Below are 15878 nucleotides of genomic sequence, written 5' to 3' on the forward strand. Positions count from 1 at the left end.
ATGTCCGCGGTCGTCACGGCGCAGCGCGTCGCGACGGACGCGCCACTGCTCGTCTACTTCTCGAGCATCTCGGGCAACACCGCCCGTTTCATCGAGAAGCTCGGAATGCGGGCGGCGCGGATCCCGCTCCGCTCGACGGATGGCCCGCTCGTCGTCGATGAGCCGTTCGTGCTCGTCACCCCGACGTACGGCGGAGGCCAAGGCCGTGGCGAAGAGAAGGGTGCCGTTCCCAAGCAGGTGATCCGATTCCTCAACGATGAGCGAAACCGGCGCCTGATCCGCGGAGTGATCTCCGCGGGCAACACGAATTTCGGTGAGCACTTCTGCCTCGCCGGGGAGATCGTCAGTCGCAAGTGCCGGGTGCCGCACTTGTATCGGCTCGAAGTGTTCGGCACGCCGGAAGATGTGGATCGCGTGAGCGACGGATTGGAACGATGGTGGAAGCTGCAGTGACCGAGAAGGACTTCAAGACCGAGGTCCGCTTCGACGGAATGGATCACCACTCGCTCAACGCGATGCTGAATCTGTACGACGTCGATGGAAGGATCCAGTTCGACGCCGACAAGCGCGCCGCACGCGAGTACTTCCTGCAGCACGTGAACCTCAACACGGTGTTCTTCCACTCCCTCAAGGAGCGACTCGACTATCTGGTCGAGAAGGAGTACTACGAGCCCGAGGTGCTGGCGAAGTACCCGTTCGAGTTCATCCAGAAGCTCAACGACCTCGCGTATTCGAAGAAGTTCCGGTTCGAGACGTTCCTCGGCGCGTTCAAGTACTACACGAGCTACACGCTCAAGACCTTCGACGGCAAGCGCTACCTCGAGAGGTTCGAGGATCGCGTCGTGATGACCGCCCTCGGGCTCGCCGACGGCGACCAGAAGCTCGCTGTCGAACTCGTCGAGGAGATCATCGCGGGCCGCTTCCAGCCGGCGACCCCGACGTTCCTCAACACCGGCAAGGCGCAGCGCGGCGAACTCGTGTCGTGCTTCCTGCTGCGGATCGAAGACAACATGGAGTCGATCTCGCGCGGCATCAACTCGTCGCTTCAGCTGTCCAAGCGCGGGGGCGGGGTGGCGCTCCTGCTGTCGAACATCCGCGAGTCGGGTGCCCCGATCAAGCAGATCGAGAACCAGTCGAGTGGAATCATCCCGGTCATGAAGCTGCTCGAAGACAGCTTCAGCTACGCGAACCAGCTCGGGGCACGTCAGGGCGCCGGCGCGGTGTACCTCTGCGCGCACCACCCCGACATCATGCGGTTCCTCGACACGAAGCGCGAGAACGCGGACGAGAAGATCCGCATCAAGACGCTGTCGCTCGGCGTGGTGGTGCCCGACATCACGTTCGAGCTCGCCAAGAACGGCGAGGACATGTACCTCTTCTCGCCGTACGACGTCGAGAAGGTGTACGGGGTGCCGTTCGGCGACATCTCCGTCACGGAGAAGTACCGCGAGATGGTGGACGACCCGCGCATCAAGAAGACCAAGATCAACGCGCGCGAGTTCTTCCAGACGATCGCCGAGATCCAGTTCGAATCGGGCTACCCGTACGTCATGTTCGAAGACACGGTGAACCGCGCCAACCCGATCAAGGGCCGGATCAACATGTCGAACCTGTGCAGCGAGATCCTGCAGGTCAACACTCCGACGACCTACAACGAGGATCTCTCGTACGCCGAGATCGGCAAGGACATCTCGTGCAACCTCGGGTCGATGAACATCGCGCTGGCGATGGATGGCGGCAACCTCGGCGCGACGGTCGAGACCGCCATCCGAGCCCTCACGGCGGTGAGCAATCAGAGCCACATCGCGTCGGTCCGCTCGATCGAGGACGGCAACGACCGCTCCCACGCGATCGGCCTCGGGCAGATGAACCTCCACGGCTACCTCGCCCGCGAGCATGTGCACTACGGGTCGGAAGAGGGGCTCGACTTCACGAACATCTACTTCTACACGGTGCTGTTCCACGCCCTGCGGGCTTCGAACCTCATCGCTGTCGAGCGCGGCCAGGCTTTCGACGGGTTCGAGGACTCGACGTACGCGTCGGGCACCTTCTTCGACAAGTACACCGATCAGGCCTGGCGGCCCCAGACCGACAAGGTCGAGGAGCTGTTCGCCGGCATCCACATCCCCACGCAAGAGGACTGGGCGGCCCTGAAGGCGTCGATCCAGCAGCACGGGATCTACAACCAGAACCTGCAGGCAGTGCCGCCCACCGGGTCGATCTCGTACATCAACAACTCCACGTCGTCGATCCACCCGATCGCGTCGAAGATCGAGATCCGCAAGGAAGGCAAGCTCGGCCGCGTCTACTATCCGGCGCCGTTCATGACGAACGAGAACCTGGAGTACTACGAGGACGCCTACGAGCTGGGCTACGAGAAGGTGATCGACACGTATGCCGCGGCGACGCAGCACGTCGATCAGGGCCTGTCGCTCACGCTGTTCTTCAAGGACACGGTGACGACGCGCGACATCAACAAGGCCCAGATCTACGCGTGGCGCAAGGGCATCAAGACGATCTACTACATCCGGCTGCGACAGATGGCGCTCGAGGGCACCGACATGTCCGAATGCGTTTCCTGCATGCTTTAGTCTCTACGCTTAAGGAATGACGATGACTGAGAAGGTCAAGCTGCTGGACCGCGTCCAGGCGATCAACTGGAACCGCATCGAGGACGACAAGGACCTCGAGGTCTGGAACCGGCTCGTGAACAACTTCTGGCTGCCCGAAAAGGTGCCGCTGTCGAACGACATCCAGTCCTGGAACACGCTCACCCCTGACGAGCAGACCCTCACGATGCGGGTGTTCACCGGGCTCACGCTCCTCGACACGATCCAGGGGACCGTCGGTGCCGTGTCGCTCATCCCCGACGCCATCACCCCGCACGAAGAGGCGGTGTACACGAACATCGCCTTCATGGAGTCGGTGCACGCCAAGAGCTATTCCTCGATCTTCTCGACGCTGTGCTCGACGAAAGAGATCGACGAGGCCTTCCACTGGTCGGTCGAGAATCCGAACCTACAGAAGAAGGCTCAGATCGTGATGGAGTACTACCGCGGCGACGAGCCTCTCAAGCGCAAGATCGCCTCGACCCTGCTCGAGAGCTTCCTGTTCTACTCGGGCTTCTACCTGCCGATGCACTGGTCCTCGCGCGCCAAGCTGACGAACACGGCCGATCTCATCCGCCTGATCATCCGCGACGAGGCCGTGCACGGCTACTACATCGGCTACAAGTTCCAGAAGGGGCTCGAGCGGGTCGACCAGGCCAAGCGCGACGAGATCAAGGACTACACGTTCTCGCTGCTGTACGAGCTCTACGACAACGAGGTGCAGTACACGCAGGACCTCTACGACACTGTCGGCCTCACCGAGGACGTCAAGAAGTTCCTGCACTACAACGCCAACAAGGCGCTCATGAACCTGGGTTACGAGGCGATGTTCCCGGCATCCGTCACGAACGTGAACCCGGCGATCCTGTCCGCGCTCTCACCGAACGCGGACGAGAACCACGACTTCTTCTCGGGTTCGGGCTCGTCGTACGTGATCGGCAAGGCCGAGGCGACCGAAGACGAGGACTGGGACTTCTAGAGTTTCCCGCCACTCGGGTGATATTGGGTGACTGTCAAACGCTTCGTAGCACTTGATATGCATGGCGGGCACGGATCGCGGCGGCGGCAGCGGATCATCACGGCCGAGTTCATCCTGGGTGCGCTTGTCGGCGTCGGGTTCGCGGTATGGCTGCTCAGTCGGCCCACCCAACCATTCGGCGCCCTCGTCTCTTGTTGGATTCTGGGAATCGCACTGAACTATGTGCCCCTCGCGATCCTCGCGAGCCGGCTCAGTATCGGCGACGGTGTTGCAGACGAACTCTCTGACGCGGACATCCCGCGGGAGGCGCGACGTGCGGGCGTGTACCAGCTCTGGATCCTCGTGCCGCTCGCAATAGTTGGGATGGCAGCAGCGCAGGGCGTCCAAAGGAACGCTTGACAACGTTCGTCCCCGCAGCTTTCACCGCGTTTGAGTCCGCGATGCGAGCGAGGGCCTCGCGCTGAGCCCGAAACGGCGGTGGATCGGATCAGCAGGGGAGGCCACCGGAAACGCGAGAACGCTGCTTCCGTTCCCTTTCGCCGCGAAGTATTCAGTGTTTGTGCTTGCGTGCCTTGGGCTTCACGGTCGCTCGCACCCGGGACCAGAGCTCGCCGTACGCGCGTGCCGCCTCGACACTGGGCGCGTAGCTGCCGATGGGCGCCCGTTCCGTGCCCATCCGCTCGATCTGCACCGTAGCCGGGATGACCACATCGGTGACCGATCTCTGCTTCTTGGGCAGCTCCTCGACAGCCGCGCGGTGCACCGTCTTGCGACGATCGACCATCGAGAGGAACGCCACTATGCGCGGCTTCGACGCGGATGCCGCCACGATCTCCTTGACCTGCTCGAGCGAGCGTATCGACAGCGGCGACGGCACCAGCGGAACCACCACCGCATCGGCGGAGAACAACGCGTTCTCGGCCACCAGCGCGGCGCCCGGCGGGCAGTCGAGGATCACCACGTCATAATCGCCGTCGACCTGCTCGAGGATCTTCGCGACCCGCTGCTCCGACTTCCTCGCGTGATCGAACATCAGGTCCAGATCGCGGTAGCTCGCGTCCGCCGGCAGCACGTCGAGGTTGGCGTAGTCGGTGGAACGGATGATGCGAGCGACCTTGCTGCGCCCCGCGACCAGCGCGCCCACGCCACCCCTCACCTTCGGCTTTACCTGGAGCAGGAACGTCGCCGCCCCCTGGGGGTCCAGATCCCACAGCAGCACCCGGAACTCCTTCGCCGCTTCCCACGCCAGATTCACTGCCGCGGTCGTCTTGCCGACGCCGCCCTTGACGCTGTAGACCGCGACGACCTTCACTTCGGCTGCGACTCGAGTGCGGCGATCAAGGCGGCCTTGCTGAGCCGCGAGTATCCGGAGAGCTTCTGCGCCTTCGCCCGTTCGCGAAGCTCGACGAGCGTGGCCGATGCCGGCTGCGGCGACTTCTTCGTCGCGGGCCGCTGCGCTGTCCGCCGCGGCCGCGGCGCGCCCGTCTGGGATGGACTGATCGGGGCTTCCGCGGTGACCTTGTTCGGTGTCGGCGTTGTCTTGGGTGAGGCGGATGCGCGCGCCTTCTCAGCGTTCTTCGCCTGGGCGACCTTCTCGCGGCTGGCACTCGTCAGCTTCGCTGTCAGCTTCTTGGTTTCTTTGTCCAACGCCGCCGCCTTCTTACGCAGCTTCTTGGTCGAGTCGCGCACCGCTTTGCGGGCCGCCTGCACGGACTTCTCCGCCCGCACCAGGGCCTTCCTCGCAGTCCTCTCAGTCGCCTTCCTATTTCCCGACTTCCTTGCCGCGGCCTTCTTCGCCCTCGTCTGCGCCACTCTGCGCACCTCCAGATTTCGTCGAGCCCCTCTGGGCTTCCTCCACCGTAATGAACGTTAGGCGTCGATCGGGTGGATAGTTGCATCCGCAGTGCATGAAGTACGGCCGATGGGCGGATCCGCGCCAGACGTCCCGTCCGGTCGCGGTCAGTCGTTGTCACCGCCGGTGGCCGCGGTCTCGCTGACCGGAGGATCCGACGCGAAGTCCCGCGCATCCGGCCACACCCATTCGCTGATCTCGACCGGATCGGCGCCGTGCTCGCCATGTCGAAAGGCGTGGTCGTCGTACCCTCCTCGATGCAGCCGCGCACATGCAGATCGCCACCACAGGTCGATCGCGTCGATGTCCTCGTCGGGGGGAGGCTCGTCGGAGCGGATCCAGGGAGTGGGCACGGGGTCTGCGAGGTGCGCGGTCACGCGAGAAGTCTCGCACTGCCCGCTCTCCGCGGCCAGGGATACACGTCCGCGACGGGTGCCCAGCGCCCCTCGCCGGTCATCGTCGTTGTACTCGCGATCGTCATTATTCTGTTCACGCTGGGCTGGAAGCCGTCACCGTTGTCGTCGGACGCCGTCAATCCGTTTGCCGTGCTGATGTCCGCTCCTCGCGTGCGTCTTTGCGAACGAGGCAGGTGAACGTCGCCGTAACACCGCCAGCACCAGGGCAACGGGGGTCAACAGTGCTATGACCGGAAGCAGATCCGACGACATAAAGCGCACGCTAGTCGCGAGGCTGAGAGGGCTGCCTTACGGTCAGGCGAACGATCGGTGAACCTTCGGCCTCGCTGCTGCCGACGTCGGGAACGCACCAGGTGCGTTGCCACGGGCTGCTCACTCTCCTCGTGACGCTCCTGTTCGCGTCCTTCTCGGCGAGAACTGGCAAGACGTACGGCACCTTCGCTGTCGCCCGTGCATGTCGGTGAACTATGCGAAGGCGGCGATCGGTCGCCTGCCGGATGCCCGTCCGTCCGATGCACTAGAGCACGACGAGGAAGCCGAGTGCGGCGCTGATGGCCGAGAGGGCCGCGAGCACGATCGAGGGGGTGGCGTTCTCCTTGCGGCGGGTGTGGACGGTGACTGCGCCGATCATGACGACGGTCAGGGCGGTCGCGGCGATCGGCGTGAGGAGGGGTGCGATGCCGGTGAGCAGCGGGAGGATCAGGCCGAGGCCGCCCAGGATCTCTGCGGCGCCGATCAGCTTGACGGTCGGGTCGGCGTAATCGTCGGCCCAGCCGAGACCGCTGGCTACGAGGGCGGCCTTGGGGCGGGCGACCTTCATGCCGCCGGCGGCGATGAAGGCGAGCGCGAGCAGGCCGTTGATGATCCAGAGGGCGATGGTCATGTGAGTCTCCAGGGAGGAATCGGGTGGTCTGTTACTATTTGTAAGCAACCCAATGATGCGATACTCATGGGTCGCGTACAAAAGGCACACGGATGTAAGCAGGTCACACGCGATGTCGAGCACCATCACCGCCCAAATGCCCGGTGAACCGGCCACGACGACCTATGAGAGGTCATGCGAGGGGAGCCCGGCGGACAGTAATCACGGCAGGGCGATCCGCGACGTCCTCGACCGCGTCGGCGACAAGTGGTCGCTTCTCGTGGTCGCCACGCTCCGCAAGCAGCGGCTGCGCTTCACCGAGCTCCAGCGTCACATCCCCGGCATCTCGCAGCGCATGCTGACACTGACACTCCGCCAACTCGAGCGCGACGGACTCATCACGCGGACGGTCCACGCCGAGGTCCCGCCCCGCGTCGAGTACGAGCTGACGGCTCTTGGCGGCACGCTCATCGAACTTGCGATGTCGCTGGCGGATTGGGCCATCCAGAACCACCCGAGAATCGAAGACTCCCGGGCCGCCTACGACCACGCCCACTCGAATTGAATCGACCCATTAGCGGGCACGGTCATTCAGCTGGAATCCTCCTCCATCGGCGCTCGGATGGCTTCGACTGAACGGTGCGTCGACGATACGGCAAAGGGCGGGGTGCGACGTGCGTACGGGTGAACCCCGGGGTTCCCCGAGAAGTGCTGACCCGAAGTTCCTCAGCGCCGCAGGCGCAGGTCTGCGATGTCACCATCGGGACACCCCGAACCGGGTGGACGACCGCGCGCGCAGCGATGCCCTTGACGGCAGCGCTCGCTCGCTCGACGATGGGGTTGACGCCGTCCGGGGCAGGGCACCGTCATTTCCTCCGCGCGAATCGCTCCAGCAATTGTCAGCCGACGTGAGGCATCCGACTTCTCGTCTTATGTGGAGGTGGTTGAGATGGAACGTGGTAACGATCTCTCCGCGCAGATCAAGGTCGAGGCCGAGCGCCAGCCGGTTCAGATCGAGGTCACCGAAGAGCAGCTCGAGGCGCTGAGGGCGCTGTGGGACTCCGGCGATCCGAAGGCGGCGGCGAGGATCACCTTCTATGTCAAGGACCGCTCGGTCGCCGAGATGGCCGTGGCGGGCTACCGCTATCGCGGCGACACCTGCTGCGTCTGACCGCGTGACGAGCGACTCACCCGGTCCCGTCGCACGGGTGGCGCGGAGCCGTTGTCTTGTCGTCGAGTTCGACAGCGAACGCGGGATGTTGGTCGAGAACTACCTCACCGGCAAGACGACCGAATTGCACCCGGCGCTGCTGGCTCCCCTCAACTCCCTGGCGGACGCTGTGTCGTGGTCTGATGCCCAGGCCCGGTTCGGAGGCGACGAGGGTGCGCGGGAGATCCTTGCTGCCCTTCTGTCCCAGGATGTCCTGCTCGACGCGGACGGGGATCCAGCTGCCCTGGAGCGACGGATCCTCACGGAATGGCCGTGGGGGCGTGACTCCCTGCTGTTCCATCTCTCGACACGGCGGACCCGTTTCGCGTACGACCTCGACACGGAGCGGCAGCAGCTGGTGGCCCTTGCTCGGGAATCCCCTCCACCGCCGCCATACAAGGACTACGGTCGCGACGACATCCCGCTCCCCGCGTCCGATCTTCCCGATGTCTCCCTTGCCGATGTCCTCGCCCGGCGTCGCACCGGCCGCGCGTTCTCGGGTGATCCGGTCACCATGCGGGACCTGGCGACGATTCTGCGCACCTGTTGGGGGGTTTCGTCCATCCACAACGACCCGGGCGTCGGTCCTGTCGTGCTGAAGACCTCACCCTCCGGCGGAGCGCGGCATCCGGTCGAGGTTTACTGCATCGCGCAGAACGTCGACGGCCTCGAAGCCGGGACGTATCACTTCTCCGCCGGCCGGAACGCGCTCGCCCGACTCAGCGCCGCTGCGCCGTCCTCCGACCGTGTGCTCGAAGCCCTCACCGGGCAACCCTGGGTGGCCGATGCGGCGGCCGTCTTCTTGATGACCGCGGTGACGAAGAGGAGCGCATGGAAGTACCGTCAATCGCACGCGTACAGGGTCATCCTTCTCGATGCCGGTCATCTGGGGCAGACGTTCCACCTGGTCTGCACGGCGCTGGGATTGGCTCCCTGGACATCCGCCGCGATCGACGAAGCGATAGCGGAGGAGCTGCTGGGACTTGACGATCCGAGCGAGATCGTGCTTTACGCCGCGGCGTGTGGCCGGCCACGAGAACCGTGAGCCTCAGCCCGCTGTGGACACCGTGATCGTCGCTACGGGAGCCAAGTCGGGCATCGCCCAGCACCCCTCGTGGATCGGATCGAGACAGCGACGGCCGTGCGTGGATCCCTGAATGGGCGGCGCGCGGGAGCGGGTCTTTGCGTGCACCCCGTGGATCTGCACTATGCAGGGTGCGAGCCCCTGGATCCTTCCTCGGTCGTGATCATCGGGCATGGTGATGTCCCGGTGGTGTGCGGGGGCGGGAAGTCAGTCGGCGTTCTGCTCGGTCAGGGTCTGTGTCCTGATGACGAGGGCGAGGTGCAGACGCGCAGCGTCCGGGGTGTTCGGCTCGGCGGTATAGGTCATGATCCGCAGGTCGTCGGCCGCGACGACGAGTGTGTCGCAGTCGAGGGCGATACGTCCCACCTCGGGTGGTCGATGATCTTGTGTCCGGAGGGAGTGCGTGGGGTGTCGGCGGGCGGCATGTTCCACAGGTCGGTGAAGAGAGTACTGGCCGTGGAGAGGTCGGCGATGAGTCTGCGCAGCTGCCGGTCGGCCGGGTATCGGATGCCGTCATCCGCAGGTCTGCCACGAGTCCGCGCTGCAGCTTGCGCTGTTCTTCGGGGGTCTGTATCGTGCGGGTGCCTGGCCCGACGAGGTTTCGCCAGACGGCGTTGCGTTCGAGGCCCTGCCAAACGGACGTGTCACCCATCAGTGCGTTGTATGGCGGGTTCGCGTCCAGCAGTGTCCACTTCGCTGGTGATCTGACGACGATTCATGCCCGTCCGGGCCCTGCCCGACGCGGCGACCTGTGGAGGCGGAGCCTAGGCGACCGGCCGCGACAGCTCGCCTCAGAAACGAGAAAACGAGGCCCACCTGGCGGTCGCGATGTTCGCGGCATAAGGGGTCCGGGCGGTGCGGCGCTTCCCTCGGCGCGGACGCTCATGCGCGGGCCAGCCCGAACCGGGGACAGAGCTTTTTGGACTGCGCCGGGTAGGCTCGCGCCGTGCCCACCCTCGACGACCTGCGCAACATCGCTGACGGCCTGCCCGGCAGCGAAGAGCGCGCGACGACGGGTGGCGCAGCGTGGTTTGTCCGGAGCAAGCTCTACGCGTGGGAGTGCCACCCCTGGCCGAGCGTGCCCGACGAAATCCGTGCGATTCTTGCGGCCGAACTCGTCGTCGCAGTGAAGGTGGCGGATCGCGTGGATGCGTTCGCTCTCGTCGAGATGCAGCCTGAGGTGTTCCTGCGGACGACCACGCCGTGGGGCGAGCCGAAGGTTGCGTTCCGCCTGGCCGCGATCGACGCGGACCATCTCGCCGAGCTGATGACCGAAGCCTGGCGCCTACAGGCTCCGAAGTATCTCCGCCACGAGCTCGATGCCGCCGCCCTCGGCTCGCAGGCTGCCGAGGGGGAGAAGGATCACAACGTCGCTGCGGGCAGCGGCGAGGACCTCGACGTCCAGAGCGAAGAGTCGAACCTTCCTGAGTAGGGCTCACTCCCGTCGGGCACGGCACGAGCCGATCGCTCCGCGAGCGAGATCGGTCAGCGTTGCTGGGTTCAAGGACCCCAGCGGCAATGTCTTCTACGTCTTCGATCAGCGCGCCCGATGATCTGCCAGTGAACCTCCAGCGGAGATCCTGCACGTCGCCCCGCGCGAGGTCGGACTCCGATGCGTGCGGCGTCGTTGTCGCTTCCGTCTACTGTCACGCGGGCCGGTTCAGGTGACGCGCGAAGAACCGGGCGGCATCTTCGCCGGCGAACGACGGCACGCCGGTGTGGCCGCCCATGTTCGCCTGGAGTGTCTTCTCCTGGGAGCCGAAAGCGTCGAAGAGGTCCAAAGCCATCTGCCGATCGTTTCCTTGGTCATCCCACTGCAGCAGCACGTGCAACGGAATGGTGATCCGCCGGGCCTCGTCGAACGTTGAGGCGGGCACGAAACTGCCCGCGAACAGCCCAGCGGCCGAGATTCGTGGTTCGACCGCCGCCAGCCGGATGCCGATGGCGATCACTCCGCCGGAGACCGCGACCGGGCCGCCGATCTCGGGCAGCGCGAGCAGCGCATCCAGAGTCTCCTGCCATTCCGGGACCGCCTCATCGACCAGCGGGAGGACGAGTCGGTCGACGATCTCACCGGATACCGCCTCGCCGGCCCGCAGCGCCCGACGCAGATCAGCGCGGGCTTGGTCGACACCGGCGAGACGGGGACGGTCGCCGGCTCCCGGGAGCTCAACGGCGGCCGAACCGAAGCCTTGCGACGCCGAGTGCGTCGCCCGGGCCACCAGCCGCGGGTGCATGGCTCCCAGTCCGCCCGGATGCCCGAGCAGGATGAGCGGGACGGGCGTGGAAGCTGATGCGGATGCCGGTATCCACAGGATGCCCGGGATCTCGCGAAGACTGAACGTGCGCTCGATGACGTCGCCGTCGAGTCGTTCTTCGGTAATGAAGTCCATGGTCGTGCCTTTCGGGAGTGCTCTTCAGCGGCGCTCCCGGACGACCTATCGCCCGACCGTGACCCCAGAGAGGAGCACCCACGTCGATTCGTTCATGGGTATCACCTCCTTCGTCAGTCGCACGGCATCCACAGCGTAGCGCTTCGGTGGCTCTCGTTCGAGGCGCACCGAGGCCTGGGGGCTCTAGTTCTTGGACTTCTCTGTCGCGCCATGCTCGTTCACCGCCGGGTACTCGCCCTCGAACGAGTCGGCGACCCATACCGTCCGATCGGTGACGCCGTGGGCTTTCAGCACACCGCGCATGAAGATGGTGGAGCCGCCTCGCCACACGCCCGTCTCGATGAGGTCGCCGGGAATCTCGTTGTCCAGGATGTCCTCGATCAGGGTCCGGACATTGTCGAGCCGCTGCGCCCCGATCATCGTGTGGGCGTAGCGCGGCCAATCCCTCCCCGTCATTCGGCGCTCGAGGGAGAACGCGGCGAACAACGGGTATTCCGATTCCTCCCCGATCAACGGCACCGACGGATCCCGATAGATCAGGTTGCTGACGCACCGCCTGAGCAGATCGATGTACAGGGAAACCGCGTCATCACGCATGATGCTTCCGATCGCTGAGCGAGTCGCCCAACAGCCCGCCCGACCTGGTGGGTCGTTACGCGCGGACCGCGGACAGCGACGACCAAGGCCTGGTTGGCATCGAAAGTCTCCTCGTACCCAGACGACCACGCAACGGCCGCGGCAGGACGCGCGACGCGCGTCGTTCCGCTGCGCGGAGGAATCCGGCTTCAGTCGAGTGTCTGGTGCAGCCATTTCAGGATGTCGGCCATCGCCTCTGCGTCGAGCACGGCGGCATCGTCGTTGTACGGCGTGCCCTGACCGGCGAGCACCTCCTCGCGTGTGTGCGATTCGTGTTTCAGCACGTGGTTCGCGTCGGTGGGAAAGAGGAAGGTCACGTTCGCCTTGCCCCTCGTCGCCTCCTGCAAAGGTGCACCGTCGGCGTGCGCGTCGATCTGGATGTCCTTGCCTCCGATGAGCACGAGGGTCGGGATCGTCACCCGCGGCAGGGACATGGTTGCATCCTCCGACCACAGCTCACGGGCGAAGGGGAGGTTCGCGGGCGTCTCGAAGCTGCGGAACACCATGCGCACCGGCTCGGGAAGACGCTCGTCGGCAGCGATGGGCTCGCCCGCGCCGTAACGGGCCGCCGCCTGTTCGACGAGTGGAATGAGCTCAGGTGCTCCTGACAGCTGCTGCGAGAGCTGTGTGACGAGGACCGTGCCGATCGAGCGTCCGGGAGCGCCGGTGAGCACGATGGCGGAGAACGGATGCGGTTGCGTCGTCGTCGCATAGTGCAGGACGTGGAGACACCCTTCGCTGTTGCCGAAGCCCGCCAGGCGTTCGGCGTCGATCGTGGGGTCGGCCGCGAGCTGGGCGGTTGCCGCGACGAGTTCGTCGAGATGGGACTGCATGCTGATGTGACCGACCATCGCCGGCAGATTCTCCATCACATGCGGGCCCGATGCCCGCTTGTCGTAGCGGATCGACGCGTAACCGGCTTCCGCGAGAGCTTCGGCGATGTGGCGCGCGGAGCCGTTGCCGCCCGGCAGGAGGGGGGAGTTCCAGTCGCGGTCCGTGGGGCCGCTTCCGGCCACCATCACAACGCTCGGAAACCGACCCTCGCCCTCTGGCTTCGTGATCGTGCCGAACATCTCGATTTCATCGAGCACCCATGAGACCTCGGTCGAAAGCGTCATGACTGCGATTCTGTCAGCGCCATGAGCGCGCGGCGCCTGCCATGACCAGGAGCGGCGCGCGCCGGGGATTGTCTCTTTCACACGGGACTGAGCACGGTTCGGATAGCATGCATCTGCTGGCGACGGTCAGCGTCCCTGCCGGGCGCGAGCACCGAGGTTGAGCGAATCGGAAGGGCCGCAATCCACACTCCGCAGCAGAGATTCGACCTGGGCGAACAGCGCATCGTCCGGCGCGCGGTTGCGCCCTTTGCATCCGTTGGCGCGGCAGTGGCGGAGATGGCCGAGCGCAAGGCAGATCCGGGTCCGCTCGAGCCGGGCATCCTGCGCCGCGTCCTCGGTATGTGGGCGCTCGGGCGGATCTTCAGCCTCGCACTGCTCGGCTGCTGGTATGTCGTGTCGCGCGGGGCGCGGTGGAACTTCGGTCCGTACCCGATGCCGGTGACGTCGTACATGGACTTCCTCGCCGGATGGGATGCCGATCGCTACGGCGCGATAGCCGAGTATGGCTATCCACAGGCGATCCCGGTGGATGCGAGTGGCGACGTCATGCCGAACAACTGGGCGTTCCTCCCGGTGTTCCCGATGCTCGAGCGCGCCCTCGCAGCCGCCGCGGGGATGCCATGGCAGATCGCCGGCGTGGTCATCAGCATCGCGGCGAGCGCCGGCGCGACGGTCATGCTGTTCCTCCTCGTGCGTCGTGTGGCATCCGGTCGACAGGCATGGTGGGCGGCCGTCCTGTTCACGTTCGGGCCTCTGTCGTTCGTCTTCTCGCTCGCTTATGCCGAATCTCTTTTCCTCCTCCTCCTGTTCTCGGCGCTCCTGCTCGCCGTGCTGCGCCGTTATGCGTGGATCACGCCGATCGGCGTCGTCGCCGGATTCACGCGTCCCGGAGTCGTCGCGCTCGCTTTGGGTCTGGCGGTCGTGTTCGCCGTGCGCTGGATGCGCCGGCGCCACGATCCGTTCCGCATCCGTGAGATGGCGGGCCTTGGCGCCGCCGTCGTCACGACGGCGATTGCGGGATTCGCCTGGCCCTTCATCGCCGACGCCGTCACCGGCCTCGGCAACGTGTACGTGCGCACCGAGACGGCGTGGTGGATCCCGTTCGTGGGCGACGGCGCGTTCGTCCCCCTGACCCCCTGGTTCCGCTTCGCGATCACGTACGCGGGGCCGATCGGGGCGATCCTGGTGGTTCTCGTGATCGCCGCGTTCGCGTGGTGGGTCTCGTCGCGCCCGGTGCGCCGACTCGGCATCGAGGTCGTCGCGTTCGCGGCCGCTTACGGCATCTATCTGTTCGCGGTCTTCCTTCCGCAGCAGAGCATCCTGCGCCTCGTCATGCCGCTCTCCCCCCTGCTGGGCGACGAGCGGCTTTCGGCGACGCCTCGCCGGCGTCGCTGGCTGCTCGCCACGTGCCTCGCGCTGCAGGCCGTCGCGGTATTCCTCCTTTGGACGATCGGCTACCCCTGAACCACATCATTGACATGGATTCGGCAGGCAATGAAGTCGCGCGAGTGTCGCCAGACGTCTTCGATCACTGATCGGCCCATGCCATGTGTGTCGGCCAGACTGCACCCAACCGCGCCTCCTGGCCTGGCACACTCGAATGTGTGGCCTGGACGGTTGTCGAAGTCTCCGCCGCGCAGACCTACCCGCTGCGCCAGGAACTCCTCCGGGAAGACCGCACCGACCTCGACCTGCACATACCGGACGACGACACTCCGGGCGCCTTCCACCTTGCGGTGAAGGACGATGCGGATCGGATCGTTGGCGTCGCGACCGTGGTACCCGCGACCCCCGAGTTTCCCGCCGCAATACCGGCCTGGCGGCTACGACAGATGGCCGTCACCCCGCGCCAGCAAGGTGCCGGGATCGGAACGGCACTCCTGGGCGCCGCGCTGAGCCGTGTCCGCGCGTTGGGGGGAGCAACGCTGTGGGCCGAAGCCCGCGACAGCAGCCTCGGGTTCTACCTCGCGCACGGCATGCAACCTGTTCCAGGCCGCCACCACCGAGTGGCCGGCGTTGCCTACAGCGACGTCGTGCTGTCTCTCGCGAAACCCTGACGACGCTGCACATCCCGCGCGCAGACCCAACGACCGTTCATGATCCCTCTGACTGCAGTACCTCACGCACCGACGTCGAAGACGACGACCTGTTCGGCCAATCGGGAGATCAGCTCTGCCACGGGTTGATGCGCCGGATGCGGCAAGTAGTGGTCTCGGGCCGAACTGCTGGCGAAGCTGACGACGAGCGCCCACTCGTATCCACTCTCCAGGCCCTCAGGGCTCGTGCTCGGCCCGCAATGAACGGCGAGAACTCCAGGGATGGCGTCCGGGAACGCGCACGCGAAATCGGTAAGCTCGTCCAACTCCGCGCGACTGACTTCCGGCTTCCACTGGACGAGAACGACGTGCACAACGGATGGAATGGCCATCGTTACAGAGTGCCCTACCCGATCCTCTCGCGGGCGGCCGCGGCCTACGTCCGGAGGCTTGCCTGCCACCGCCGATGTTCGCGCACGACGAGCACCGCGAGGATGCCCCACACACCGATGTCATCTGTGAAACCCAGCGGCCCGAGGACGAGTTCCGGGATCACGTCGATCGGGGCGAGTGCGTAGATGACGGCGGCAGTCGCGGCAACCCACGTCATCGGTGCGACACGGTGCTCGCGGCGCTTGACTGCCTTCAGAAACCTGAACCACATACATCAACTGTGAGCTACC

Annotated in this window: 19 protein-coding genes and 1 pseudogene; 10 read left to right on the plus strand and 10 right to left on the minus strand. The window is 65.5% G+C overall.

Translation table 11 applies throughout. The features are described from left to right. From nrdI to ABD212_RS18165, 4 genes are read left to right on the plus strand one after another with little or no spacing between them, the layout of a single operon-like run. Positions 1-453 carry a class Ib ribonucleoside-diphosphate reductase assembly flavoprotein NrdI gene (gene nrdI, locus ABD212_RS18150; RefSeq protein WP_344097418.1) on the plus strand — a complete coding sequence of 151 codons (453 nt, stop codon included), beginning with the start codon at positions 1-3 and terminating at the stop codon, positions 451-453. Continuing rightward, the gene (nrdE, locus tag ABD212_RS18155) at positions 435-2591 is read left to right on the plus strand and encodes a class 1b ribonucleoside-diphosphate reductase subunit alpha (protein WP_344097420.1); all 2157 of its coding nucleotides are present in this window, start codon (positions 435-437) and stop codon (positions 2589-2591) included. Before nrdI ends, nrdE begins: the two co-directional genes overlap by 19 nt. Before the next feature lie 22 nt (positions 2592-2613). Then, positions 2614-3588, plus strand: a complete 975-nt coding sequence (nrdF, locus tag ABD212_RS18160) for a class 1b ribonucleoside-diphosphate reductase subunit beta (protein ID WP_344097459.1) — start codon at positions 2614-2616, stop codon at positions 3586-3588. A 27-nt stretch (positions 3589-3615) separates the two neighbouring features. Next, a complete protein-coding gene (locus ABD212_RS18165) occupies positions 3616-3987 on the plus strand; it encodes a hypothetical protein (protein ID WP_344097422.1) in 372 nt (123 codons plus the stop codon). Between the two features lie 151 nt (positions 3988-4138). Here the strand turns inward: ABD212_RS18165 and ABD212_RS18170 are convergent, their stop codons facing one another. The 4 genes from ABD212_RS18170 to ABD212_RS18185 all read right to left on the minus strand — a co-directional run bounded on the left by ABD212_RS18170 (position 4139) and on the right by ABD212_RS18185 (position 6739). After that, on the minus strand, positions 4139-4900 hold the full coding sequence (locus tag ABD212_RS18170) for a ParA family protein (protein ID WP_344097424.1): 762 nt from the start codon (positions 4898-4900) through the stop codon (positions 4139-4141). Next, the gene (locus tag ABD212_RS18175) at positions 4897-5400 is read right to left on the minus strand and encodes a hypothetical protein (RefSeq protein WP_344097426.1); all 504 of its coding nucleotides are present in this window, start codon (positions 5398-5400) and stop codon (positions 4897-4899) included. Before ABD212_RS18175 ends, ABD212_RS18170 begins: the two co-directional genes overlap by 4 nt. A gap of 147 nt (positions 5401-5547) precedes the next feature. After that, the gene (locus tag ABD212_RS18180; RefSeq protein ID WP_344097428.1) at positions 5548-5817 is read right to left on the minus strand and encodes a hypothetical protein; all 270 of its coding nucleotides are present in this window, start codon (positions 5815-5817) and stop codon (positions 5548-5550) included. A gap of 556 nt (positions 5818-6373) precedes the next feature. Then, positions 6374-6739, minus strand: a complete 366-nt coding sequence (locus ABD212_RS18185; RefSeq protein WP_344097430.1) for a DoxX family protein — start codon at positions 6737-6739, stop codon at positions 6374-6376. A 136-nt stretch (positions 6740-6875) separates the two neighbouring features. Between ABD212_RS18185 and ABD212_RS18190 the strand changes: the two genes are divergently transcribed. The 3 genes from ABD212_RS18190 to ABD212_RS18200 all read left to right on the plus strand — a co-directional run bounded on the left by ABD212_RS18190 (position 6876) and on the right by ABD212_RS18200 (position 8973). Further along, a complete protein-coding gene (locus ABD212_RS18190) occupies positions 6876-7283 on the plus strand; it encodes a winged helix-turn-helix transcriptional regulator (RefSeq protein WP_344097432.1) in 408 nt (135 codons plus the stop codon). A 384-nt stretch (positions 7284-7667) separates the two neighbouring features. Then, positions 7668-7889, plus strand: coding sequence for a hypothetical protein (locus tag ABD212_RS18195; RefSeq protein ID WP_344097434.1), 222 nt, complete (start codon positions 7668-7670; stop codon positions 7887-7889). Between the two features lie 37 nt (positions 7890-7926). Continuing rightward, a complete protein-coding gene (locus tag ABD212_RS18200; RefSeq protein ID WP_344097436.1) occupies positions 7927-8973 on the plus strand; it encodes a SagB family peptide dehydrogenase in 1047 nt (348 codons plus the stop codon). A gap of 246 nt (positions 8974-9219) precedes the next feature. Here ABD212_RS18200 and ABD212_RS19055 read toward each other — a convergent pair. Further along, positions 9220-9664: pseudogene (locus tag ABD212_RS19055) on the minus strand (MmyB family transcriptional regulator). 294 nt (positions 9665-9958) lie between these two features. On the opposite strand from ABD212_RS19055, the gene ABD212_RS18210 reads away from it, so the two are divergent. Beyond that, positions 9959-10444, plus strand: a complete 486-nt coding sequence (locus tag ABD212_RS18210; RefSeq protein WP_344097441.1) for an MmcQ/YjbR family DNA-binding protein — start codon at positions 9959-9961, stop codon at positions 10442-10444. A gap of 214 nt (positions 10445-10658) precedes the next feature. On the opposite strand, the gene ABD212_RS18215 is transcribed toward ABD212_RS18210, so the two are convergent. From ABD212_RS18215 to ABD212_RS18225, 3 genes are all read right to left on the minus strand, one after another. Then, positions 10659-11405 carry a dienelactone hydrolase family protein gene (locus ABD212_RS18215; RefSeq protein ID WP_344097443.1) on the minus strand — a complete coding sequence of 249 codons (747 nt, stop codon included), beginning with the start codon at positions 11403-11405 and terminating at the stop codon, positions 10659-10661. A 183-nt stretch (positions 11406-11588) separates the two neighbouring features. Then, positions 11589-12002, minus strand: coding sequence for a TylF/MycF/NovP-related O-methyltransferase (locus tag ABD212_RS18220; RefSeq protein WP_344097445.1), 414 nt, complete (start codon positions 12000-12002; stop codon positions 11589-11591). Between the two features lie 188 nt (positions 12003-12190). Then, positions 12191-13159, minus strand: a complete 969-nt coding sequence (locus tag ABD212_RS18225; RefSeq protein WP_344097447.1) for an alpha/beta hydrolase family protein — start codon at positions 13157-13159, stop codon at positions 12191-12193. A 276-nt stretch (positions 13160-13435) separates the two neighbouring features. On the opposite strand from ABD212_RS18225, the gene ABD212_RS18230 reads away from it, so the two are divergent. Together ABD212_RS18230 and ABD212_RS18235 are read left to right on the plus strand one after the other, a co-directional pair. Then, positions 13436-14623, plus strand: a complete 1188-nt coding sequence (locus ABD212_RS18230) for a hypothetical protein (protein WP_344097450.1) — start codon at positions 13436-13438, stop codon at positions 14621-14623. 140 nt (positions 14624-14763) lie between these two features. Continuing rightward, positions 14764-15216 (plus strand): GNAT family N-acetyltransferase, encoded by a 453-nt coding sequence (locus tag ABD212_RS18235; RefSeq protein WP_344097453.1) that lies wholly within the window; start codon positions 14764-14766, stop codon positions 15214-15216. 62 nt (positions 15217-15278) lie between these two features. On the opposite strand, the gene ABD212_RS18240 is transcribed toward ABD212_RS18235, so the two are convergent. Together ABD212_RS18240 and ABD212_RS18245 are read right to left on the minus strand one after the other, a co-directional pair. Next, complete coding sequence (locus tag ABD212_RS18240; protein ID WP_344097454.1) at positions 15279-15587, minus strand: Dabb family protein; 309 nt, start codon at positions 15585-15587, stop codon at positions 15279-15281. A gap of 44 nt (positions 15588-15631) precedes the next feature. Next, positions 15632-15805, minus strand: coding sequence for a DUF1232 domain-containing protein (locus tag ABD212_RS18245; protein ID WP_344097455.1), 174 nt, complete (start codon positions 15803-15805; stop codon positions 15632-15634). Between the last annotated feature and the right edge of the window lie 73 nt (positions 15806-15878).

Source organism: Microbacterium deminutum (assembly GCF_039530205.1).
Classification (GTDB): Bacteria; Actinomycetota; Actinomycetes; order Actinomycetales; family Microbacteriaceae; genus Microbacterium; species Microbacterium deminutum.